The following is a 22,392-nucleotide window of genomic DNA, read 5'->3' as shown; positions in this document are numbered from 1 at the left end:
TCAGGCCGGTGCGCTGTCTGCCACACGCCGCGGCCAGCGCCATTTCAGATTCACCGCCAGCGTGCCCACCACGATCAGCGCCAGACCCAGCCACTGCACCGGCACCAATGCGTGGCCATAGAGCAGATAGTCCAGCAGTAGCGTCACCAGCGGATACACGAACGCCAGCACCGCAATCGTGGCCACATGCAGATGGCGATAGGACGAATAGAACAGCACATAGACGATGCCGCTGTGGATCACGCCCAGGCCCGCCAGCCACAGCCAATGCAGGCCCGGATGCAACGCCGCACTGCTGGAAAACCCGGCCAGCAGGAACGTGCCGACCCAACACTGCACCGTCACCACTGCCAGCGGCCGCTCGCGGCTGATACGGCGCGACATCAGCAGCGACGCACCGCATAGCAACGCCGCCAACAGCGTGAGTGCAATGCCGATCAGATAGCCACGGTCGGCCGCCTGCCACAACCGCGCCGGATTTGCCGAGCAGGCCACGCCGACGAATGCCAGCAACGTCCAGCCCAGATCGACACGCCGCGTGCGCTCGCCTTGCACCAGCGCGGCCAGCAGCAACATCACGAACGGAAACACGTGGTAGACCATGGTCGCCACGCCGATCGACGAGCGCGCCATGCCGGCGAACAACGCCACCCAATTCAACACCAGCAGCACACCGCTGACGATGGCATCGCGCAACAGCGCACGCTCGCGCCACAGCCCTCGTAGCTGTCCACCGACCAAGCCGCATAAGGTAAGAAACAGCGCCCCGAACAGGCAGCGATAGAACACCGCCGTCACCGGATCCTGCCCGCTTTCGTGGACGAATACGCCGACCGAACCGATCAGGACTTCGGCAACCAGCAATTGCCAGACCGCCCGTCGCCCAGCGCCGGCCGATACTGCATGCACAGATAGGGGAGTGTTCATAGCGCAATGGTTCCCTGCAGATACTGGACAGCGCTGCCGCGCACGTAGACATGCCGCGGCTCGACCCGGCACTGCAGTTCGCCGCCACGCGCGGAGACCTGCAGCGCGGTGAGCTGCGTCTTGCCCAGCCGCTGCGCCCACAGCGGCGCAAGCGCGGCATGAATCGATCCGGTGACCGGATCTTCGCTACCGCCGTTGCAGGGCCAGAAATAGCGGGAGACAAAATCATACTCAAGGCCTGGTGCGGTGACCGCCACATCGCGCGGCGCCAGCGCCAGCATCCGGCCCAGATCCGGCGTCACCGCACGCACCTGTGTTTGGTCGGCGTAGACAGCGATATACGCCTGCGCATTCGCATAGACAGCTTGGGGCGCGATCGATAACGACTCAGACAACGCGTGCGGCACCACCTGCAGTAGCGACGGCTCCTGGTTGGGGAAGCGTAGTTCGAAGCTGCGCTCATCCATCCTGGCAACGGCGATCTCACCGACAGCCGGCGCACGCAAGCGTAGTGGAAACGCCGCCAGCTGGTGCGTCGCGATCACGAACGCGCTGGCCAAGGTCGCATGCCCGCAGAAGCCGACCTCCTTGAGCGGAGAAAACCAGCGGATGTCGAATACGCCACTGTCGTCGCGAACGAAGAAGGCGGTCTCCGAAAGATTGTGTTCGCTGGCGATGGCCTGCATCACCGGCTCCGGCAACCAGGCCTGCAATGGCACCACGGCTGCCGGATTGCCCTTGAAACGCAGCGTGGTGAACGCATCGACGATAAACACAGGAAGTAGCACGGCCAACCTCACAGAGGGGAAGATACCCGGCGTACTCACCGGGCACGGCCAGTCTGCAACGTGCTACCCGACCATCACAGATTCAGATACGCTGCAAATCGACCAATACAGATGGAAGGCGCCCGCAGATGCTGCTGTACGAATCGCTGGCCAGGCAGCTGCGGCAGCAGATCGAAGGCGGCACCCTGCGTGCCGGCGAGCGCCTGCCCTCGATCCGGCAACTGGCCGCCAACCATGGCATCAGCACCGCCACCGCCGTGCAGGCCTGCCTGCAACTGGAACGCGAGGGGCGCGTGCAAGCGCGCCCGCGCTCGGGCTACTTCGTGCGCAGTGCGGCGCCTGCATTGCCGGCCGCCGCACCCGTCCCACGTCGGCGCAAACCGGGCATGGTCGACAACCCCGCCTTGCAGCACGTACTCGACACCTTGGCGCGTACCGACCTGGTGCCGCTGCACACTGCCACCCCCGCGCCTGCGTTATTGCCCACCGCGCAACTGGCCGCAGCCCTGTCGCGGCAGCTGCGTCGCCAGCGCACGGCGGCGTTGGATTACGCACCGCCGCAAGGGCACGCCGCACTGCGCCGCCAGATCGCACAACGTTATGCACACTGCGCAACCACCGTCGACGCAGAAGAAGTGGTGATCACCGCCGGCGCGATGGAGGCGATCAGCCTGGCGCTGCGCACGCTCACCGCACCAGGCGATGTGGTGCTGGTGGAAACGCCCACGTATCACGGCATCCTGCAGGCGGTGGCGGCACTGCGCCTGAAGGTGCTGGAGGTACCCAACCGTCCCGGCCAGGGCATCGATATCGCGCGTCTGGATACGCTGTTGCAGCGCACGCCGGTGCGTGCGGCAGTGCTGATTCCCAACTTCAACAATCCAAGCGGCAGCCTCACGCCCGACAGCGCCAAGCGCGCATTGCTCGACAGCTGCGCACGCCATGGCACCGTGGTGATCGAAGACGATATCTACGGCGAACTGGATTGGTCGGGCCAACGTCCACGTCCGCTGCGCCATTTCGATACGCATGCCAACGTGATCACCTGCGGCTCGTTCTCCAAGGTGCTCTCGCCCGGCCTGCGGGTGGGGTGGTTGCTGGGTGGCGACTGGACCGACGCCCTGGTGCGCGCCAAGTACTTTTCAACCGTCGGCAGCGCCAGCCTGCCGCAACTGGCACTGGCCGATTACCTGGCGCAACACGATCTGGAACGGCACCTGCGCAAGCTGCGCCGCACCCTGGCCGACAACGGGCAGCGGCTGCGCGATGCCATCGTGCGGCATTGGCCGGAAGGCACGCGCGTGGGCGACCCGGCAGGCGGGTTATCGCTATGGCTGCAATTGCCCGACGGCGGTAGCGGCCAGGCCGTGTTCGAGGCCGCACTGGCAGAACGCATCGGCACCTCGCCCGGTCATCTGTACTCCAGCCGTGGCGACTACGCAGACCACCTGCGGCTGACCTGCGGCCAGCCATGGAGCGACACGCTGGAGCGCGCGATGCGCCGATTGGGCAAGCTTGCGGCGCAGGTGGTGCGTTAGCCGTTCTTGGTTTGTGGCAATGGCTATAGCCGACAAGATAATGATGTGACGCAGCTGGTCGATGCAGACTTCAGATGCGAAAAGGCTGCTTGCGCGCCTTACCAGGAAGTCTGCAGGGCGTTGTGTTGAAGCCTGCCTGTTGAATGCGCTGTATTGAAAAGCTGACAGGACGCCGTTATCCAAACAACGGCACGCCATGCTCTGCTTGCACCAGCACACCGACCATCTCGCCTGGTCCTTGCCCGCTCACCGTCGCGGGACCTTACGCGGCATGGATGCCGCGTGAGAGCCTACATGGACGTACTTGCGGCGTGTCCCGCGATGGTGGGCGGGCAAGGGCCCTGCAGCCACGCCGCAGATCGGCTGCTCTACAAGCCCGCCTGCCTGCTCCACCAGCTTTGCTCGTCACCTCATCCGCCAGTGAGCCCGTACCCTCATCCGCCCCTGAGGGGCACCTTCTCCGATAGGAGAAGGGAGGTCGATTCGACGCCTTGCTCAAGCCGCGGCACACGCAACACGGCAGCGCGGCAATGCAACGTAACGCAATGCGCACCACCATCCACCATTCACCATCACATACCACGCACCTACCGCGCACTCGACCAGCCGATCAACCACGCAACGCCGCGGCGTGGTGCGCGATGTGTTCGCCGATAAAGCTGGCGATGAAGTAATAGCTGTGGTCGTAACCGGGCTGCAGCCGCACCGTGACCGGATAACCGGCGGCCTTGGCGGCCTGTTCAAACAGCGACGTCTTCAGCTGGTTCTCGAGGAATTCGTCGCCATCGCCCTGATCGATCAACAGCGGCAGGCGCTCCTGTGCCTGTGCGATCAACGCGGTGGCGTCGTACGCTTGCCACGCTGCGCGGTCCGCCCCCAGATACTGGCCGAATGCCTTCTCGCCCCATGGCACCTGGCTGGGCGCGACGATCGGCGAGAATGCCGACACGCTGCGATAGCGGCCCGGATTCTTCAACGCGATGGTCAAGGCGCCATGGCCTCCCATCGAGTGGCCGCTGATCGCGCGTGCACCGGTGGTGGCGAACTGCGCTTCGATCAACGCCGGCAATTCGTTCACCACATAGTCGTACATGCGGTAGTGCGCCGCCCACGGCTGCTCGGTGGCGTCGACATAGAAGCCGGCGCCCTTGCCGATGTCGTAGCCATCCGCGTCGGCCACATCGTCGCCACGCGGGCTGGTGTCGGGCGCGACGAGGATCACGCCGTGCTCGGCCGCATACCGCTGCGCGCCGGCCTTGCTGATGAAGTTCTGTTCGGTGCAGGTCAGCCCGCTCAGCCAATACAGCACCGGTAACGGGCCATCGGCGGCCTGTGGCGGCAGATAGACGCCGACCTGCATGCTGCAGTTCAAGCTCTGCGACTGATGCCGGTAGACATCTTGCCAGCCGCCAAAACAGGCATGGTGTTCGATACGTTCCATGAGATTCCTTCGATAAAAACCCGCGGCCGGCACGAGCGCCGGCCGCGGGGTTGGACGATCAGTGCAGCAAACCTTTCTTGCGTGCCACGTTGGCGGCCAGCGCATCCATCAATCCCGGCGACAGGCAGTCGTACGGGGTCAGCCCGAGCTCGTTGAGACGCGCGCGCACGCCGTCCATGTCCGCCGGCGGCGTGCCGGTTTCGATGATGGAGGACACGAACGCCGCAAAGCCCGGCGGCGACCAGCCCGACTGCCGCGATAACTCGGTATGGATGAAGTCCAGACCGTAAAACGCGTGCCCCTTGTCTTCGATGCGACCGAACATATGCACGCCGCAGCCGGTGCACGCATGCCGCTGGATCGCCGCGCTTTCGTCGACGATCTTGAGCTTTTCCGCATGCGCGGTCACCGTGACCTTGTCGCGCGGCACCACTGCAATCACCGAAAAGGTCGCGCCTTCCGGCTTCCAGCATTTACTGCAGCCGCAGGCGTGGTTGTGCGCGGTCTGCGCAGCCACGTCCACGGTCACCTTGTCGCTGGCGCAGTGGCATTCAAGGGTTCCGCCCTGAAAGCTCTCCGCACCGCCACGCGCTATACCACTGTCTACCGAAGGATGAATCGAGACGCTGGTCATCATGCCCCTCCCGGAGTATCGGGTACCACGTGCGCGGAAGCGGCCGCGCGCCGCTCCTGGCCGTACGGTCAGAAATGGATCACGGTGCGGATCGACTTGCCTTCGTGCATCAGGTGGAAGGCCTCGTTGATCTCTTCCAGCGGCATGGTGTGGGTGATGAACGGATCGAGATCGATCTCGCCGTTCATCGATTGCTCCACCATGCCCGGCAACTGGGTCCGTCCCTTGACGCCGCCGAAGGCCGACCCGCGCCATACGCGGCCGGTCACCAGCTGGAACGGACGGGTGCTGATTTCCTGGCCGGCGCCGGCCACGCCGATGATGACGCTCTCGCCCCAGCCCTTGTGGCAACACTCCAGCGCCGAACGCATCACGTTGACGTTGCCGATGCACTCGAAGCTGAAGTCCACGCCGCCATCGGTCAGCTCGACGATGACCTCCTGGATCGGCTTGTCGTAGTCCTTGGGGTTGATGCAATCGGTGGCGCCCATGCTGCGCGCCAGATCGAACTTGCCCGGGTTGGTGTCGATGGCCAGGATGCGCCCGGCCTTGGCCTGCACCGCGCCCTGGATCACCGCCAGCCCGATGCCGCCCAGGCCGAACACCGCCACGCTTTCGCCCGGCTTGACCTTGGCGGTGTTGTGCACCGCGCCGATGCCGGTGGTCACGCCGCAACCGAGCAGGCAGACCTTTTCCAGCGGCGCTTCCGGGTTCACCACCGCCAGCGAGATCTCCGGCACCACGGTGTACTCGCTGAAGGTGCTGCAGCCCATGTAGTGGTAGATCGGCTCGCCGTTGTAGGAGAAGCGCGTGGTGCCGTCGGGCATCAGGCCCTTGCCCTGGGTGGCGCGCACGGCCTGGCACAGGTTGGTCTTGCCCGACAGGCAGAACTTGCACTTGCGGCATTCGGCGGTGTACAGCGGGATCACGTGGTCGCCGACCTTGACGCTGGTGACGCCCTCGCCGACCTGCTCGACGATGCCGCCGCCCTCGTGGCCCAGCACGGACGGGAAGATGCCCTCCGGGTCGTCGCCGGACAGCGTGAACGCGTCGGTGTGGCACACACCGGTGTGGGTGATGCGGACCAGCACTTCGCCGGCCTGTGGCGGTGCCACGTCGATCTCGACGATTTCCAGCGGCTTGCCGGGTCCGAATGCAACTGCTGCACGGGATTTCATGTGGTGGCGCTCCTGACGATGGGGTTCAAGGACGGGCACGGCAGGCGCCGGCCCGGTGGGAGTTCATTTGAGATAGGACCGGACCAGCCCGAGCAGCTCCTGCACCCGCTCGGCGCGCTGCGCGTCGGAAGCGGCGGCGTGGCCGAAGTCCTCGCGGATATGCGCTTCGAGCACCTGCGACATCAGCCCATTGACGGCACCCCGGATTGCGGCGATCTGCTGCAGCACAGGCGCACAGTCTGCGCCCGCCTCCAGCGCGCGCTCAAGCGCGTCGCATTGCCCGCGCAGACGTCGCACGCGTGCTAGCGCCCGCTTTTTTTCCTGCGGCGAATGCGGCATGACGACTCCGGCCAGATACTGGGGGGCAGTATATGGATTCGCCCAAAAAAATCCATGCCCGTGAACATGTCGGCGCAAAGAGGCTGCTGACGGTTGTGGCCTGGATCGGAGTCCAGCTGCGACACCACCACGCCAGCCATGGCGTTGAAGGTCCATCCAGGCGTCTGCAGCTCCTCGCCCCATGCTGCTGCACGGCGGCGAATTCGGCCCGCCGGCCGCCGTCGCACTGCAGCACGCCATTGGCGGGCATGTGCAGGCGCAACACGCGCCCGTCAGCTGTCGTCGCTGTCCAGACGCATGCTCTGCGATACCGGCAGCTCGATGGTGCAGCGCACGCCGTCCGGCCCCAGCGCGTAAGTCGTCTCGGCCTGCAGCTGGTACGGCAACGCGCGTTCGATCAGCTCGCGCCCATAGCCGGAGCCCTGCGCCGCTTCGCCAGGCGCCGGCATATGCACACCGGTCTCGCTCCACTCGATATGCAGGCGGGTGCCCTTGGCGGTACCCAGCAGGCGCCAGCGCACCCGCAACTGGCCGCCGGCCTGTGCAAGCGCGCCGTACTTGTTGGCATTGGTCGCCAGCTCATGCAGGGCCAGCGCAAAGGTCTGCACGGTGCTGGAGCGCAGACGCACGCCGGCGGGGCCGTCCAGTGTCACGCGGTCGCCTTGGCCTTGCGCATCGATCGCGCCCATGGCCGACAGCTCGACCCGGATCAATTCGTCGAACAGGATACGATCGCCCTCGTTCAGGCGCGACAGCAGGCCCTGCACGCGCGCCAGGGCATCCAGGCGATCGTTGTAGATCAGCGCCAGCTCGGCGATGGTCTTGCTGCTGCGCTGCGTGCGATTGAAGACCACACGCACCACACCCATCAGATTACGCGTGCGGTGCTGCAGCTCGGCCAGCAACACCTGCTGGCGATCTTCCCACTGCCGTCGTCGGGTCACGTCCTGGCCGATCTTGAGATAGCCCAGCGGCTCGGCGCTGCCATTGCGCAGCGGCCGCGTTGCGCCTTCGATGAAGACGTGCCGGCCATCCTTGCACCGATGCCAGCGCACATTCGGCGCGCCGCCGGTGTAATGCGCCTGCTCGATCTCGCGCTGCGGCACGCCGGTCAGGCGATCTTCGGCAACGAAGGTCATCGCGATGTGTTGGCCGATCGCCTCTTCCGCGGTCCAGCCGAACACCGCCTCCGCTCCCGGTGGCCAGGTCTGGATGTGTCCGCGCGTATCGGTGGTAAAGATTGCGTAGTCGAGCGCGCTCTCCAGAATCACCCGGTAGCGCTCCTCGCTTTCGAGCAGCGCGCCCTGTGCACGCGCACGCTCCAGCGCCGCCCAGGTGCGCTCGGCGGTTTCCTCTGCCAGACGGATCTCGGCGGCATTCCAGTTGCGTGCGCTGCGTTGATTGACCACGAAGGTCGCCACCAGCCGGCCGCCCTTGATCAGCGGCACCACGATCAGCGCAGCGATCTGGTTGCCCAGATAGGCCGCGCGCTGATCGTCGGGCAATGCAGGATCGGTGGCGGCATCGCGCACCACCCAGGTCTGCGCGTCGAGCAGCCAGGGCATCGGCCAGTCGGTCAACGCGAAACGACGTGCATGACTGGTTTCATCGGGCTGATGCCAGTCGCGCTCGACCACGTACTGCTGCGCCCTGGCATCCACCTCGACGTAGTAGGCGCGGCCGGCGGCCAGATGCTCGCCCAGCACGCGCGCGGCCTCGCCCTGGATCGCAGCCGGATCGGACAGCGGCCGCAGCGCGTCGGAGAGTTTCAGCAGGAAGGCATTGCGGTCCTGCACCTCGCGCAGCGCCGCTTCGGTGAGCTTGCGGTCGGTGATGTCGAGCACGAACTCGAAGCCGGTGCCGTCGGGCAAGCGCTTGGACGCAAACAGGGCCCAGCGCCGGATTCCGTCCTTGCACAGGTATTGGCGCTCATACGGTGTGGCACTGCCCTTGGTCCTGAGTTCCTCGAACGCCCGCTCGCACAGGTCCCTGGCTTCGGGTGGGGTCAGCGCCTGCCAGGAGAGCGTGCCCGCTTCCACGTCGGCACGGCTGTAGCCGCTCATTTTCAGGAAGGTGTCGTTGGCATCGGTGAGGCGGCCGCCCATGTCGAAGTAGGTCGCACCGACGGTTTCGATCGTCAATGCGGTGCGGAAGCGTTCTTCGCTGGCACGCAGCCGCGCGTCGGCGCGTTTCTTGTCGGAGATGTCGCGGAAATACACCGACATGCCACCATCGTTGGTGGGATAGATGCTGATATCCACCCAGTACCCCAATGCCGGCGACAAGGCTTCCAGTCTGACCACCTGGCGTGTCTGTGCCGCGCGCACATGCGCCTGATACGGAAGCGACCCGATCGAGTCGGGAAACTGCTCCCACAGCAGGTTTCCCAGCAGTTGGTCGCGCGAACGCCCCCACAGCAGCTCGGCTTTCTGGTTGATGTAGGTGAAGCGCCCCTGCGCGTCGACGCCATAGAAGGCATCGGAAATACTTTCGAGGATGTCGCGATTGCGCTCGGCAAGCGCGCCCACTTCCGTCTGCACCTGGCGCTGCACCGTGACGTCCTGCACCACCGCAACGCCACCGGTCACACGGTCCTCTTCGCGCAGCGCCACCGCGGTGATGCGCAACCAGCGCTGCGCAGTGTCACGGGGATCGAGGAAATCCACCGGCATGGTCGCATCTTCGCCACGCAGCGCACGGGCGCAGGGAAATTCCTCGATCGCAACCGCCCGCCCCTGCTGGTCGACCCCGGCCCACGGTTGCTCCTGCAATGACTCGCGCGAGGGCACCCGCTCTGCCAGCTGCTCACGCAGTTGTGGATTACGGTAGGTGAAGCGGCCTTGCGTATCGAACAGGCCGATTCCGATCGGAACCTGATCGAGCACATAGGTCAGCCGCGCCTCGCTTTCGCGTAGATGTTCCTCGGCCTGCTTGCGCGCGGTAACGTCGGCGCCGGCACCGAACCACTCGGTGATGCGCCCGTCCGCATCCAGTGCCGGTACCGCCTTGGTCGCCATCCACGCAATGCTGCCATCGGCGCGTCGCACCCGGTGCTCGAACACGATCGCGCTGCGCGCGCGGATCCCTGCATCGATCCTGCTCCGCACCAGCGCCTGATCCTCTGCAGGGATGTAATCCATGATCCAGGAACGGCTGGTCGCCATCGCATCGGCAGTGCGTGCGCCGGCGGTCAGCTGGTGCATCTCGTCCCAGTCGGCGCTCATGCGGTAATGCACCTCGGAACTTGCCGCCGACAGCGCGGCCAGCCGCGACTCGCTCATGCGCAAGGCCAGCTCGCCGCGATGGCGCTCGATGTAGTCGGCAGCCGTCCATGCGAGCAGTTCGAGCAATCTGAGTTCGTGCTCCGCAGGCCGATACGGCACCGTGAACTGGGTCCCGAGCAATCCCAGCAGGCCACCGGCACGATTGAACAACGGAGTGAACTGGGCAGCACGGATGCCGCTGCACAGCGCGGCCTCATAATCGGGCGTTCCCTTCAACGGGGTGAAGGTTTCGATGTCCTCGATCACCAACTGCCGACGTTCGCGCCGCACGGTGTCGCAGGTCGCCTGGAAGCCGTCCTTCAGGAACTGCTGGACGAATGCGCTGCGTTCGTCATGTCCGCGATAGACACGCAGCTCCATCTCGCTGTTGTGTGCACTGACCAGTTGCACGCAGCCGCAGTCGGTACGCGCGAAGGCACAGGCAAGCGGGTGATCTCCTGCAGCGCGATGCGCGCATCGGCCTGTGCCGCCAGGCTGACCTGCAGGGCATGCAGGCGACGCATGCCGGAAAGCTCGTCCCGCAGCGCCGCGTTGTCCTGCATGGTGTCGTCGGGCACGGCACTCATCGTGGCCGGCTCTTGCCTGCGCGCATCGTCGTCGATCATTCGTACCGGGTGAGCCCACACAGTGCGCAATCGATGGCGAAGAGCTTGTCAGTAGCGTGCTCGACACTGCAGAGTGTCGTCGAGTGCCTGGCATACGGATAGGACCCGGCTGAAGCATCACGGAGGAAAATCGCTTCAGTCGGCCTCGCGACTGCCTGGCGATTGTCAGAGGATCCAGGTAGAGGCCGCCAAGCGCGGCCAGTGTCCGCTTCGTCCGGATCCCGCAATGCATCGTGCAGGGCGACCGCCGCTCCTGCGCAACTCACTCCAGCTGCAGCGTCGCCGCCAGCAGCTAGAACCGACGGGCGGCGTGATCAGCACGATCAGCCATGCCGCGGCAGTGGCGCGAAACCTTCGGCCTCCAGGCATTGCGACAGCGCGGGCGGAGGCGGGCCAAGGGGCGACGCGTCAGGCGCAGGCAACGCGATGCCTTGCGCGGTGGCACAGGCCTGCAACGCGGCGTCGAAGTCGGGATCGTGGGGTGGCGGACCATGTGGTTCGCCAGGCCCGTGCGGGCGATCTGGCGCCGGGCCGTCGCGCCAGGGCCCGCCGGGCAACGGCATTGGCCGCCGCACGCCGTTGCTGGCCAGACAGCGCTCAAACGCACTGCGGTCCATGCCCTGCGTGGGCGCATCGGGATGCGGCGTGGCCGCAACTGGCGGGGGCAAGGCCACTCCCTGCTCTTGAGCACAGGCCTGCATCGCGGCCAGATCGCTCGCACTCGGTGGCGGTGGTGGTGGCGGACCACGCTGTGCCTGTGGTGGCGCGGGCGGCGGCGGTGGCCCGCCGGAAGGTGCGCCGCAGAAACTGGCGCAGCCGCCCAGGCCGATCACTGCGAGCACTGCACTGATGGCAACGGCTGTGGAACGTGTCTGGACCATCGTCAATCTCCCTGGCTGGATGGCGCATGCGCTTACCGCACGCACATGGCAATGGCGGGCTGTACCCGCTTGGTCAGGGAGAGCGTTGCATCGCGATATGTCGTGCATTTGCCGCTGCGCGCCGATCGCTGGCGTGCGCCGTCATGCAGCGTGCAAGACCTGGGACCACGCCAGCACCGTGCTGCATCCAACACGCAGGGCTTTGTCAGAGCGGTGACCCGGCCAAGCCAGGGGCTAACGCATCAATTTTCGACGACCGCCTGGGCCACGTCCGTGGTGACCTCCGCCGCATCTGCCGGCAACGACGCCAACACCGCATTGCGGAAGCGCGCGGCGAACGCGGCATCGTTGGCCTGGTAGAACGCCCGCGCGTTGGCAGACAGCTGATCCAGCTGCGCCTGCGACAAGGCCAGCGCGGTTTCCACCGCCTGCGCAATGCCCGCCGCGTCCACGAAGTAGTACGACGCCAGACGCCGCTGGTGCACCTCGGCCACCGGAATCAGCACGCCGTGCTCGGGCCTGACCAGTTCGTTCATCGGCTCACCGTCGGTGGCCAGCGTCACCGCGCCCACGCTCAGCGCTTCCATCAGGTAATGCCCGAAGCCTTCGGCCTCGGATGGGCACAGATGGAACAGGTGCGCGTTCTGCAGGCGGCGCAGTTCGGCGTCGTCGAGATAACGGACGCGGTGGTCGATGTTCGGCGACACCACCGGCTTGCCGGCCGTGCGCGGATTCTGCACCACCGTCAGCAGCGGCCATTCCGGATGCCGCTGCCAGGTCTCCAGCAGCACACGGGTGCCCTTGGCGGTGCTGCGCCCGGCCAGATGGAAGAACGCACGCTGACGCACGACCTGTGCGTCGTAGCGATCCGGGCTGGTGAAGCCGATGAACCGCGTGGTGCAGCCCAGACTGCGGAAAATCCGCTCCGCGTGATGGGTCTTGCACAACACCGCGTCGAACTGCGGCAGCCGCGGCAGCCACTTGGGCAGCAACCATTCCGGATTGGGCACCAGCAGGTTGGTCTGGCCCAGCGGCAGGCAGCGCGCATACACGCGCTCGGAAAAGATCTGCACCGGCACCCGCCCGAACAGCGCGCGACTGGCCCACAGACGGGCTTCGCGTGCGGTGTCGTGCAGCCGCTGACTGGTGAAGCCCACTTCCTGCACCGGTATGCCGCCGGCACGCAGCGTCTGCGCCATCAGCACCATGTCCCGGGTCAGGCCCACGCCGTTGTCGCGGCTGATCACCCGCATCATCGGAAACGCCTTGTCATGCGTACACTCGCCATTGCTGCGGCACAGTGTCGATGGCCCGGTTTCCTGCGCGATGTCCCGTTCTGTCATGTTGCGTCACACGTGTGCCAAAGGTTGACAAATTCAATCATTATGATGCGTGCTCCAGCCCTGCAACTGCGAGCACCATGTACCCGGTCGCCACCACCCTGCGCGGGCCAAGCTCCGCGCCACCGACGATGATCTCCATGGACATGCAACAACCCTGCGTTCTTGTGGTCGACGACGACCCGGACCTGCGCAAGCTGATCGGCGAGTTCCTCAGCGCCCACGGCTACCAGGTGGACGTTGCCGAAAACGTGGCGGAGATGCGCAAGAGCATCGCCCAGCGCCGCCCGGACCTCATCGTACTCGACGTGATGATGCCTGGAGAAGACGGCCTGAGCGCGGCGCGGGCGCTGGCCAGCGAGCGCGGTTCACCTGCGGTCATCATGCTCAGCGCGCTGGGCAACGACACCGACCGCATCATCGGCCTGGAAGTGGGCGCCGACGATTACCTGGCCAAACCCTGCAATCCGCGCGAACTGCTGGCGCGGGTACGCGCCCTGCTGCGCCGCAGCCAGGCCAGCAGCGAGCAGGCCGACCACCGTGGCAATGTCTACGAGTTCGCCGGTTGGCGGCTGGACGTGGTGCGGCGCGACCTGCGTGACCCCACCGGCATCTTCATCAACCTGTCCGACGGTGAGTTCGCGCTGCTGCGTACCTTCGTCGAGCATCCGCAGCGGGTGCTCAGCCGCGACCAGTTGCTGGACTACGCCCGTGGCCGCGATACCGACGTCTATGACCGCGCCATCGACAGCCAGATCAGCCGCCTGCGCCGCAAGATCAACGAGCGCGTGCATACCGAGTTGATCCGCACCGTGCGCAACGAGGGCTACATGCTGCTGCCGGGCGTTTCGCGTCTGTGAGCAAACCGGCACGTCGCGGGCTGTCGATCTTTGCCCGTACCTTCGTGCTGCTGGCGGTGGCACTGCTCACTGCCCAGGCGGTCGGCATCGCCCTGCTGGTGATGCGCACTCCGGTCTACGAGCCGCCGGTGCATCCGCCGGAGGTGGTGGCGCTGCTGTCCACGCGCATGCCGGCCGGCACCCAGACCCTGACGGTGCACGAATCGGCCCAGGCCCCGCTGCCGCCGGCAGGCCAGGTGCGCGACGGGTTCGCCGAAATGCTGCTGGCCCATTGGCTGGATGTCCCCGAGCAGCGCGTGCGCTTCTACCGCAGCGCCGACGATCGTCAGGGCCCGCGCATCGGCATGTCCCCACCGCCGCGCATGCCCGGCCAATCGCAGGCATTCGGGGCCGATGATGGCGATGCCAGTTACGCCGGCAATCGCCACGAGGCCTTGCAGCGCTCGCCGCCGGCGCCAGGCGACTGGCCGCACGAGCGCCCCCCCGGTGCCCCGCCGTTCGGCAATGGACTGCGTCCGGACGACAGCCCCGGCGCCTGGGAAAGCGAGCGCCTGACCCCGGGCGTGCCCTTGCTGGACGGCTTCACCGCCGCGCTGCAACAGCCCGATGGCCGCTGGCGCACGGTCGAGTCGCCACCGCGGCGGCTGTCGGCCGAGTTCAAGACCCATGTGGTGCTGCTGTTCCTGGCCGGCCTGCTGGCCAACGTGCCGCTGGCGTGGTGGTTCTCGCGTGCGTTGTCGGCGCCGATCAAGCGCTTTGCCGAAGCCGCCGACCGGCTGGGCCGCAACCCGGATGCTGCCGCACTGCAACGCAGCGGCCCACCGGAGATCGTGCGCGCGGCCGATTCGTTCAATGCGATGCAGGCCCGCCTGAACCGCCTGATCAACGAACGCACCCACATGGTGGCGGCGATCGCGCACGACCTGCGCACGCCGCTGGCGCGCCTGTCGTTCCGCCTGGACGGCCTGCAGCCGCCGTTGCGCGACAAGGCGCTGGCCGACATCGACGAGATGAAGGCGATGATTTCCGCCGCGCTGGATTTCATCCAGAACGATCGCCACCGCGGCAAGCGCGCGCCGCTGGACCTGCGCCTGCTGGTGGAAAGCGTGGTCGACAACGCCACCGACATCGGCGCCGATGCCGAACTGCTGCCCGGCCCGGCGATCACCCTGGATGGCGACCCGCTGGCCTTGCGGCGCGCAGTGATGAACCTGCTGGAGAACGCGCTGAAATACGGCAAGCGCGCGCGCCTGCAACTGCAGCGCGACGGCGAAGAGGGCGTGCTGTGGATCGACGACGACGGCCCCGGCATCGACCCGACCCAGCGCGAACAGCTGCTGTTGCCGTTCGTGCGTGGCGAGTCCTCGCGCAATCGCGACACCGGCGGCATCGGGCTGGGTTTGTCGGTGGCGCACAGCATCGTGCTGGCGCATGGCGGCGACCTGCGCCTGGACAACCGTGCAACAGGTGGCGGCCTGCGGGTGACGGTGCGCCTGCCGTGCATGCCGGAGCGGCGCTAGGGCCGGGTTGGAGCACGTTATCCCGCCCGCAGGCTCGGCGGTGCAGGCCGGCGCGCACCCGAGAGTTCACGCCTGCAAGCAACGCTCCGCGCGATCGATCAGCCGCGCGCGACCACTGCTGCGATCAGCAAGCGCTCAGTACGCAAACTCGCGGAACACGCGATCGATGTCGCCATTCCATGCACCGTGATACAGCGCCAGCTTGCGCTCGGCGGCGGTGACACCGCTCTCGGCGATCTCGGCGATCACATCCACAAAGCCGGTTTCGTCCTGACCATCGGCATTCAGGCGCGCACGCCGACGCAGGCCCTCGCGGGCGATCCTGACCGCTTCCACCGCCAAATCGCGCACCGTGCCATTGCGGAACGGCAGGCCGAGTGCATGCTTGGGCACGCCGTCGCGCAGCGCGTGGCGCTCGGTGGTGCTGAAATCCTTGACCAGATCCCAGGCCGCATCCAGCGCGGTGTCGTCGTACAGCAGCCCGACCCAGAACGCCGACAGCGCGCACAGGCGGTCCCACGGGCCGGCGTCGGCGCCGCGCATTTCCAGGTACTTCTTGAGGCGCACTTCCGGGAATGCGGTGGTCATGTGGTCCGACCAGTCGCGCAGCGTCGGCAGCGCGCCCGGCAGTGCCGGCAACTTGCCTTGCATGAAGTCGCGGAAGCTCTGCCCGCTGGCATCGACGTAGACGCCGTCGCGGTAGGAGAAATACATCGGCACATCGAGCAGGTAATCGACATAGCGCTCGTAGCCGAAGCCGTCCTCGAACACGAAGTCCAGCATGCCGGTGCGGTCGGCGTCGGTATCGGTCCAGATGTGCGAGCGGTAGCTGAGGTAGCCGTTCGGCTTGCCTTCGGTGAACGGCGAATCGGCGAACAACGCGGTGGCGATCGGCTGCAACGCCAGCGACACGCGGAACTTCTTCACCATGTCCGCTTCGGTGGCGTAATCCAGGTTGACCTGCACCGTGCAGGTGCGGGTCATCATGTCCAGGCCGAGCGAGCCGACCTTGGGCATGTAGTTCTTCATGATCTGGTAGCGGCCCTTGGGCATCCACGGCATTTCATCGCGGCGCCACTTGGGCTGGAAGCCCATGCCCAGGAACCCCAGCTGCAACTCGCCGGCCACCTGCGCCACCTCGTCCAGATGGGTGCCGGTTTCCACGCAGGTGTGATGCAGGGTTTCCACCGCCGCACCCGACAGTTCCAGCTGGCCGGCCGGCTCCAGCGTCACCGAGGCGCCGTCGCGCAGCAGCGCGATGGTGTGGCCGTTTTCCTGCACCGGCTCCCAGCCGAAGCGGGTCAACCCGGTCAGCAGCGCCTGGATGCCGCGCTCGCCTTCGAACGTGGGCGCGCGCAGGTCGTCGAGCTGGAAGCCGAACTTTTCGTGCTCGGTGCCGATCCGCCAGTCAGCGCTGGGCTTCTCGCCGGAGGCCAGCACCTGGACCAGCTCCGCGCGTTCGGTGATCGGCGTTTCGGCAACGTGGCTGGGACTCGACAAGGGCAGGCTCGCAAAAAAATTTAGGGGAACGATGTGGGGGTCCTCCCCTGCCACCGCAAGGCCCGCACTATAACCGCAGGGCATGGAAAGAATTGCTGCCATCGGCCGGGTCTGACATTTCCATCCATGCGCACGGCGTGGCCGAGGCAGGCAGCAAGCGCTGGCGTGACCGCGGCACCCGGGGCCGGGCGTGACGGAGGGCACCGCAGGCCGCAACCGTCCAGGCTGAAACTGGCCCCCCGCAACTTCCCGCACGCGCGGATCCACGGCGTTTGATCGTCCGCAGCCGCGCAGCCGCGATCCTGTAGCATCGCCCGGCCATGACGGTTGCGCCCACACCCACCGACGCCCTGCTCGCGCAGATGGCCAGCCTGCTGCATTGCGAGCGCGCCGAAGGGTTTGCCTGCGTGAGTGCGCGGCGCGAACACGGGGCGCGCTCGGTGGATCTGACCCAGGCGCAGTTCGCGATGGTGCTGCAGGGCCGCAAGCAGGTGCGCAGCGCGACCCAATCGCTGCAGTTCGTGCCGGGCGATCTGTTCCTGGTGACGCGCCGTTGCCGCATCGATGTGATCAACACGCCCGACCCGCAGACCGGGCTCTACCTGAGCGTGGTGGTCCCCCTCTGCGAAGAGGCGCTGGCCGCTGCACGCGCATTGTGGAACGAGCCGCTGCCCGAGGCCGGCGCCGACATCGCGCAACTGCCGGCGATCGATTTCGCGCTGACACTGCGGCAATGGCGCGATGCGCTGCAGCACGGTCTGTATACCGAAGCACGCCTGGCGCTGGCCGCACTGGTCGTCACCCTCTGCCGCCGCGGCCACGGCGGCCTGTTGCTGCCGCCGGCGCCAAGCGTTGCCGAGCAGGTGCGTACGCTGATCACCGCGCAACCGCAGCGGGCGTGGCGCTCGCGCGATATCGAAGACAGCCTGGGCATCAGCGGCGCCACCTTGCGCCGGCATCTGGCTGCCGAACACCGCTCGCTGCGCGAACTGATCACCGACGCGCGGCTGGCGCACGCCATGGCCTTGCTCTACAGCACGCGCTGGCCGCTCAAGACCGTGGCCGCGCGGGCCGGCTATCGCTCTACCCGCAGCTTCAGTCAGCGCTTCCAGCAGCGCTACGGGCTGGATCCGGCCAGCATCGGCAATAGCCGCTAGATCGCCGACGCGAGCGCTTCGCGCAGCGCAATGAGCGAATCGCGCAGGTCGCCGCGGCCAGCATGGCGACACCGCGGCGCTTGCCGCCTGTCCTGGAGTTGCTCATGTCTGTTTTTTCCGCGCTGCGTCCGCTGGCGCCGCTGTTGCTCGCCGCAAGCGCCACGCTGGCGCACGCCGCTGCGCCCGCATCCACCCACGCACAGGTCCCCGGCTTCTATCTGCAGCACATCGGCACGCTGCGCGTCACCGCCTTGTTCGACGGCAGCGTGGCGTTGACGCGGCAACAGCTGTCCAACGTGTCCCCGGCAGAGCGCGACCGCCTGCTCGCGCAGGGCTACGTGCCCGAAGACGACAAGGGGCTGCAGACGGCAGTCAACGCCTATCTGATCCAGGACGGCAGCCACCTCAGCCTGGTCGATACCGGTACCGCGCAGTGCCTGGGGCCCGGCCTGGGTCAGGTGCTGAGCAACCTGCGCGCCGCCGGTTACGACCCCGCCCAGATCGACGATGTGCTGCTCACCCACGCGCATCCGGACCACCTGTGCGGCCTGCTCGATGCGCAGGGCAGGCCGGCCTTTCCCAATGCCACGGTGTGGCTGTCCGAGGCCGATGCCGCGTACTGGCTGGACCCGGCCTCGGAGGCCGGTGCCGCGCCGATGCTGCAGTTCGCCTTCCCGCTGGCACGCGCAGCGGTGGCGCCGTATCAGGCCCAGGGTCGGCTGCGCCGCTTCCAGCCCGGCATCAGCGCATTGCCGGCCGGCATCACCGCGCTGGACAGCCAGGGCCACACGCCCGGCCATGTCTCCTATCGCTTCGACGGTGGCACCGGCAACACGGTGCTGGTGTGGGGCGATGTGCTGCATTACCACGCGGTGCAGTTTGCCCGGCCGGACGCCTCGTTCGAGGCCGACAGCGACCGCAGCAAGGCGATCGCCTCACGGCGTCACCTGCTGGCGCAGGCCGCCGACGGCCGCTGGTGGGTGGCCGGCGCGCATCTGCCGTTCCCGGGGCTGGGTCATGTGCGCCGTGAGGGCAAGGCGTTCGCCTGGGTGCCGACCGAATTCGGCGCGGTGCCGCAATGAAAAAACGGCGAGCCCTGGCTCGCCGTCCTGATGCTCTGAAGGCCAGGCGTCATGCGCCAGGCCCGGCCCGGCTCACTCCGCGGCAGGCGCCGCGACGTCCAGGCCCAACCAGCCGCCGACGATGCCGCGCAACTCGTCCACGCCCTGGCGCGACTCGCCGGAGTAGGTCTGCACGGTCACGCTGTCGCCAAAGCGCGAGGTCACTTCCTTCTTGACCTTCTGCAGCGTCTGCATCTGCTGGCCACGGCCGAGCTTGTCGGCCTTGGTCAGCAAACCGTGCGCGGGCAAGCCGCGCTCGGCCGCATAGCCGAGCATCTGCAGGTCGTAATCCTTGAGCGGATGGCGGATGTCCATCACCACCACCAGCCCGCGCAAGGCTTCGCGGGTGCGGAAATAGCGGTCGATGAAGGCCTGCCAGTGCGCCTGCAGGTCCTGCGGCACCTTGGCGTAGCCGTAACCGGGCAGATCCACCAGATAGCGCTCGGGCTGGATCTGGAAGAACACCAGCTGCTGGGTGCGGCCGGGGGTCTTGGACACCCGGGCCAGTGCGTTCTGGCGGGTCAGCGCGTTGAGCGCGCTGGATTTTCCGGCGTTGGAGCGGCCGGCGAAGGCGACCTCGTAGCCGCCATCGTCGGGCAATTGCCGGGCGTTGTGGGCGGACAGGTGGTAGCGGGCTTGTTCGATAAGGAGCGACATCTCCCTAGGATCGCACGTTCGGGGCCTGACGGTTTTGCTGCACTGTTCGTTGACCCTGGCGCAAAGGCGTGTCGATAATCGAAGCACGCCTGCCACAGCCAGCACCCAACGCGCGCGGGCCGGGTCCATACGGAGCTTTAGCTGATGCGCCATGCTCGTGTGCTAGTCCTCGCCGCCCTCGCCGTGCCGGTCATCGCCGCCGTGGCGTTTGCGCAGTCGGCGGTCACGCCGATCCCCGATCCGCCGCCGGTGCGCATTGCCCCGCTGGAGGTGGACCTGTCCAAGACCACCTGGGGCGATGCCAAGGCCGGCCAGACCAAGGCCGCCGCCTGCGCGGCCTGCCATGGCCCGGACGGCAATCCGGCGGTGGCCATGTACCCGCGCATCGCCGGCCAGACCGAGCGCTACGTGGCGCACCAGGTCGCCTTGATCGCCAGCGGCGAGCGCAATACCGGCATGTCGGCGGTGATGGTGCCGTTCGTCAAGGACCTCACCGCGCAGGACATGCGCGACCTGGGCGCCTACTTCGCCACGCAGAAAACCGCTGCCGGGGTGGCCGACGATGCGGTGGTCAACGAGGGTCCGTACCAGGGCCTGAAGTTCTACCAAGTCGGCGAGAAGCTCTACCGCAGCGGCGATGTCGCGCGCGGCGTGCCGGCCTGCATGGCCTGCCATGGCCCGTCCGGCAGCGGCAATCCCGGCCCGGCGTATCCGCGCCTGGGCGGCCAGCATGCCGAGTACGTGGCGCGACGCCTGAAGGAATACCAGGCCGGCACCACCCAGGAGCGCAACCCGGCGCTGTTCAATATCATGGCGCAGGTGGCGCACCCGCTGACCGAGCAGGAGATCCAGGCGCTGGCCAGCTATCTGCAGGGTCTGCACGACCGCGCCGACGATGCCGCCGCCGCGCAACTGCCCGCAGCAACGCCCGCACGCTCATGAGCTGACCGCCGCAACCGCCACACCGTGTCACGACGCCGGTCCCGCGACCGGCGTCGTCGTTTCCCGCCCTCCCCCTTCCCACCCCCACGGAGCCTGCATGAATCTGCTTTCCCGCCTGTCCCTGCTGTTGTTGCTGTTGATGCCGCTGGCGGCCTGTGCCGCAGACAAGAACGCCCCGCCGGTCGAAGGCGACGACTACATCGTCATCGACGGCGGCCAGCCGTACGCGCCGCTGGCCGGCAAGGTGGAAGTGGTCGAGGTGTTCGGCTACACCTGCCCGCACTGCGCGCACTTCGAGCCAACCCTGGAGGCCTGGGTGGCCAAGCAGCCGTCGTATGTGCGCTTCACCCCGGTGCCGGCGGCCTTTGGCGGGTTCTGGGATGCCTTCGCGCGTGCCTACTTCGCCGCCGACATCCTGGGCGTGGCCAAGCGCAGCCATCGCGCCATGTTCGAGGCGATCCACGAGAAGCAGACCGTGCCGACCCAGAACGTCGCCCCGGAGGAACTGGCCGCCTTCTACGCCGGCTACGGCGTGCCGCAGCAGCGCTTCATCGAGACCTACAAGAGCCAGGCGGTCGATGCCAGGCTCGATGCCGCGCGCGAGTTCGCCAAGCGCAGCAAGCTGCCCGGCACCCCGGCGATCATCGTCAACGGGCGCTATCTGATCGGCGCGCGCAACTACCCGGACATGCTGCGCGTGGCCGACTACCTGATCGCCCGCGAACACGCTGCGCCTGCCAAGCGCTGAACCGCGTAACCGCCACCGACGGCCGCCCGTGGCATCATGCGCCCCGCGGCCGTCCGGCCCTTTCCTCGCCCCACGCTGGAGATCCAATCCGATGAAGACCCGCTTCGCCCTGACGCTGATGGCGCTGCTGCCGATCCTGGTCGCCTGCAAGGCCCAGGACGGCTCGTCCGACACCGCACCTGCCGCCACCACGCCGGCTGCCGAAACGGCGCCTGCTCCGGCCGCTGCCACGCCGGCCGCCGATCCCGCCGCACCGCCTGCAGTTGGCGAGAGCGCCAGCACCCCGCCGGCCGCCGCCCCCAGCGCCGCACCGCGCGCGCCGAACGGCCCCGAGCCGGTCGCCGGCACCGACTATCTGGATATCGAAGGCGGCCAGCCGTACCAGCAGGCCGCCGGCAAGATCGAAGTGGCCGAGGTCTTCGGCTATGTCTGCCCCGCCTGCAACGCGTTCCAGCCGCTGATCGGGCCGTGGAAGGCCGGCCTGCCGTCGGACGTGCACTTCGTCTACGTGCCGGCGATGTTCGGCGGCCCGTGGGACGACTACGGCCGTGCGTTCTACGCCGCCGAAACCCTGGGCGTGCAGGAAAAGACCCACGAAGCGCTGTACAAGGCCATCCACACCGAGCAGACCCTCAAGGGCGAGCGTGGCAAGGATTCGGTGCAGGACATCGCCGCGTTCTACGCCAAGTACGGCGTGGACCAGAAGACCTTCATCGACACCATGAGCAGCTTCGGCGTGTCGGCCAAGACCAACCGCGCCAAGCAGTTCGCCACCCGCAGCAAGCTCACCGGCACCCCGTCGCTGATCGTCAACGGCAAGTACCTGGTCAAGGGCCAGAGCTTCCCGGACATGCTGCGCATCGCCGATCACCTGATTGCGCGCGAACGCGCCACGCTGGCCAAGTGATCCTGTCGATCGCCGCCCTGTGAAC

General features: G+C 67.1%; 19 protein-coding genes. 8 read left to right on the top strand and 11 right to left on the bottom strand.

What is annotated here, in order from left to right; all coding sequences use genetic code 11:
• Together ABQ039_RS03740 and ABQ039_RS03735 are read right to left on the bottom strand one after the other, a co-directional pair.
• The gene (locus ABQ039_RS03740) at positions 1-927 is read right to left on the bottom strand and encodes a DMT family transporter (protein WP_349778184.1); all 927 of its coding nucleotides are present in this window, start codon (positions 925-927) and stop codon (positions 1-3) included.
• Complete coding sequence (locus tag ABQ039_RS03735) at positions 924-1,715, bottom strand: PhzF family phenazine biosynthesis protein (RefSeq protein WP_349778183.1); 792 nt, start codon at positions 1,713-1,715, stop codon at positions 924-926. Before ABQ039_RS03735 ends, ABQ039_RS03740 begins: the two co-directional genes overlap by 4 nt.
• Positions 1,716-1,843: 128 nt before the next feature.
• Here ABQ039_RS03735 and ABQ039_RS03730 point away from each other — a divergent pair, with 128 nt between their 5' ends.
• The gene (locus ABQ039_RS03730) at positions 1,844-3,253 is read left to right on the top strand and encodes a PLP-dependent aminotransferase family protein (RefSeq protein WP_349778182.1); all 1,410 of its coding nucleotides are present in this window, start codon (positions 1,844-1,846) and stop codon (positions 3,251-3,253) included.
• Between the two features lie 610 nt (positions 3,254-3,863).
• Here the strand turns inward: ABQ039_RS03730 and fghA are convergent.
• From fghA to ABQ039_RS03695, 7 genes are all read right to left on the bottom strand, one after another.
• A complete protein-coding gene (gene fghA, locus ABQ039_RS03725; protein ID WP_104556174.1) occupies positions 3,864-4,694 on the bottom strand; it encodes an S-formylglutathione hydrolase in 831 nt (276 codons plus the stop codon).
• Between the two features lie 58 nt (positions 4,695-4,752).
• Positions 4,753-5,328 (bottom strand): S-(hydroxymethyl)glutathione synthase, encoded by a 576-nt coding sequence (gfa, locus tag ABQ039_RS03720; RefSeq protein WP_184615647.1) that lies wholly within the window; start codon positions 5,326-5,328, stop codon positions 4,753-4,755.
• 68 nt (positions 5,329-5,396) lie between these two features.
• Positions 5,397-6,506 (bottom strand): S-(hydroxymethyl)glutathione dehydrogenase/class III alcohol dehydrogenase, encoded by a 1,110-nt coding sequence (locus tag ABQ039_RS03715; RefSeq protein WP_054591879.1) that lies wholly within the window; start codon positions 6,504-6,506, stop codon positions 5,397-5,399.
• Between the two features lie 63 nt (positions 6,507-6,569).
• Entirely contained in the window at positions 6,570-6,845 is a 276-nt protein-coding gene (frmR, locus tag ABQ039_RS03710; protein WP_016902624.1) for a formaldehyde-responsive transcriptional repressor FrmR, read from the bottom strand.
• 272 nt (positions 6,846-7,117) lie between these two features.
• The gene (locus ABQ039_RS03705) at positions 7,118-10,489 is read right to left on the bottom strand and encodes a PAS domain S-box protein (RefSeq protein ID WP_349778181.1); all 3,372 of its coding nucleotides are present in this window, start codon (positions 10,487-10,489) and stop codon (positions 7,118-7,120) included.
• Entirely contained in the window at positions 10,429-10,734 is a 306-nt protein-coding gene (locus tag ABQ039_RS03700; RefSeq protein WP_237474936.1) for a hypothetical protein, read from the bottom strand. The genes ABQ039_RS03705 and ABQ039_RS03700 overlap by 61 nt, the downstream gene beginning before the upstream one ends.
• 1,123 nt (positions 10,735-11,857) lie before the next feature.
• Positions 11,858-12,958 (bottom strand): glycosyltransferase, encoded by a 1,101-nt coding sequence (locus ABQ039_RS03695; RefSeq protein ID WP_126965286.1) that lies wholly within the window; start codon positions 12,956-12,958, stop codon positions 11,858-11,860.
• A gap of 137 nt (positions 12,959-13,095) precedes the next feature.
• On the opposite strand from ABQ039_RS03695, the gene ABQ039_RS03690 reads away from it, so the two are divergent.
• Both ABQ039_RS03690 and ABQ039_RS03685 read left to right on the top strand, forming a co-directional pair.
• Positions 13,096-13,815, top strand: coding sequence for a response regulator (locus ABQ039_RS03690; RefSeq protein ID WP_087962308.1), 720 nt, complete (start codon positions 13,096-13,098; stop codon positions 13,813-13,815).
• Entirely contained in the window at positions 13,812-15,335 is a 1,524-nt protein-coding gene (locus tag ABQ039_RS03685; protein ID WP_179464582.1) for an ATP-binding protein, read from the top strand. The genes ABQ039_RS03690 and ABQ039_RS03685 overlap by 4 nt, the downstream gene beginning before the upstream one ends.
• A 135-nt stretch (positions 15,336-15,470) precedes the next feature.
• Here the strand turns inward: ABQ039_RS03685 and ABQ039_RS03680 are convergent, their stop codons facing one another.
• The gene (locus ABQ039_RS03680) at positions 15,471-16,835 is read right to left on the bottom strand and encodes a glutamate--cysteine ligase (protein ID WP_184381296.1); all 1,365 of its coding nucleotides are present in this window, start codon (positions 16,833-16,835) and stop codon (positions 15,471-15,473) included.
• Positions 16,836-17,155: 320 nt separating this feature from the next.
• Between ABQ039_RS03680 and ABQ039_RS03675 the strand changes: the two genes are divergently transcribed.
• Both ABQ039_RS03675 and ABQ039_RS03670 read left to right on the top strand, forming a co-directional pair.
• Positions 17,156-17,992, top strand: coding sequence for a helix-turn-helix transcriptional regulator (locus tag ABQ039_RS03675; protein WP_024939452.1), 837 nt, complete (start codon positions 17,156-17,158; stop codon positions 17,990-17,992).
• 104 nt (positions 17,993-18,096) lie between these two features.
• Positions 18,097-19,074, top strand: coding sequence for an MBL fold metallo-hydrolase (locus ABQ039_RS03670; protein WP_349778180.1), 978 nt, complete (start codon positions 18,097-18,099; stop codon positions 19,072-19,074).
• 72 nt (positions 19,075-19,146) lie between these two features.
• On the opposite strand, the gene yihA is transcribed toward ABQ039_RS03670, so the two are convergent.
• Positions 19,147-19,770, bottom strand: coding sequence for a ribosome biogenesis GTP-binding protein YihA/YsxC (gene yihA, locus ABQ039_RS03665; RefSeq protein WP_024939454.1), 624 nt, complete (start codon positions 19,768-19,770; stop codon positions 19,147-19,149).
• A gap of 144 nt (positions 19,771-19,914) precedes the next feature.
• Between yihA and ABQ039_RS03660 the strand changes: the two genes are divergently transcribed.
• The 3 genes from ABQ039_RS03660 (at position 19,915) to ABQ039_RS03650 (ending at position 22,367) form a co-directional block, all read left to right on the top strand.
• Entirely contained in the window at positions 19,915-20,712 is a 798-nt protein-coding gene (locus tag ABQ039_RS03660) for a cytochrome c (protein WP_181141917.1), read from the top strand.
• Between the two features lie 97 nt (positions 20,713-20,809).
• Positions 20,810-21,460: a thiol:disulfide interchange protein DsbA/DsbL gene (locus ABQ039_RS03655; protein WP_039528724.1), complete on the top strand. Its 651-nt coding sequence runs from the start codon at positions 20,810-20,812 to the stop codon at positions 21,458-21,460.
• Between the two features lie 91 nt (positions 21,461-21,551).
• Positions 21,552-22,367, top strand: a complete 816-nt coding sequence (locus ABQ039_RS03650) for a thiol:disulfide interchange protein DsbA/DsbL (protein WP_016902612.1) — start codon at positions 21,552-21,554, stop codon at positions 22,365-22,367.
• Positions 22,368-22,392 lie beyond the last annotated feature (25 nt).

The organism is Xanthomonas sp. WHRI 6108 (genome assembly GCF_040202385.2).
In the GTDB taxonomy this organism is placed as follows: Bacteria; Pseudomonadota; Gammaproteobacteria; order Xanthomonadales; family Xanthomonadaceae; genus Xanthomonas; species Xanthomonas arboricola.
The sequence above is the reverse complement of the archived record's forward strand: the minus strand, read 5'-3'. Positions and strand labels throughout refer to the sequence as shown.

Coding starts and splice junctions, on each gene's coding strand:
- ABQ039_RS03705 (WP_349778181.1), bottom strand. CDS start 10,489: ATGGAGCTGCGTGTCTATCGCGGACATGACGAACGCAGCGCATTCGTC.
- ABQ039_RS03740 (WP_349778184.1), bottom strand. CDS start 927: ATGAACACTCCCCTATCTGTGCATGCAGTATCGGCCGGCGCTGGGCGA.
- fghA (WP_104556174.1), bottom strand. CDS start 4,694: ATGGAACGTATCGAACACCATGCCTGTTTTGGCGGCTGGCAAGATGTC.
- ABQ039_RS03695 (WP_126965286.1), bottom strand. CDS start 12,958: ATGACAGAACGGGACATCGCGCAGGAAACCGGGCCATCGACACTGTGC.
- ABQ039_RS03690 (WP_087962308.1), top strand. CDS start 13,096: ATGGACATGCAACAACCCTGCGTTCTTGTGGTCGACGACGACCCGGAC.
- ABQ039_RS03660 (WP_181141917.1), top strand. CDS start 19,915: ATGCGCCATGCTCGTGTGCTAGTCCTCGCCGCCCTCGCCGTGCCGGTC.
- frmR (WP_016902624.1), bottom strand. CDS start 6,845: ATGCCGCATTCGCCGCAGGAAAAAAAGCGGGCGCTAGCACGCGTGCGA.
- ABQ039_RS03715 (WP_054591879.1), bottom strand. CDS start 6,506: ATGAAATCCCGTGCAGCAGTTGCATTCGGACCCGGCAAGCCGCTGGAA.
- ABQ039_RS03655 (WP_039528724.1), top strand. CDS start 20,810: ATGAATCTGCTTTCCCGCCTGTCCCTGCTGTTGTTGCTGTTGATGCCG.
- ABQ039_RS03650 (WP_016902612.1), top strand. CDS start 21,552: ATGAAGACCCGCTTCGCCCTGACGCTGATGGCGCTGCTGCCGATCCTG.
- ABQ039_RS03675 (WP_024939452.1), top strand. CDS start 17,156: ATGACGGTTGCGCCCACACCCACCGACGCCCTGCTCGCGCAGATGGCC.
- yihA (WP_024939454.1), bottom strand. CDS start 19,770: ATGTCGCTCCTTATCGAACAAGCCCGCTACCACCTGTCCGCCCACAAC.
- ABQ039_RS03730 (WP_349778182.1), top strand. CDS start 1,844: ATGCTGCTGTACGAATCGCTGGCCAGGCAGCTGCGGCAGCAGATCGAA.
- ABQ039_RS03700 (WP_237474936.1), bottom strand. CDS start 10,734: ATGATCGACGACGATGCGCGCAGGCAAGAGCCGGCCACGATGAGTGCC.
- ABQ039_RS03670 (WP_349778180.1), top strand. CDS start 18,097: ATGTCTGTTTTTTCCGCGCTGCGTCCGCTGGCGCCGCTGTTGCTCGCC.
- gfa (WP_184615647.1), bottom strand. CDS start 5,328: ATGACCAGCGTCTCGATTCATCCTTCGGTAGACAGTGGTATAGCGCGT.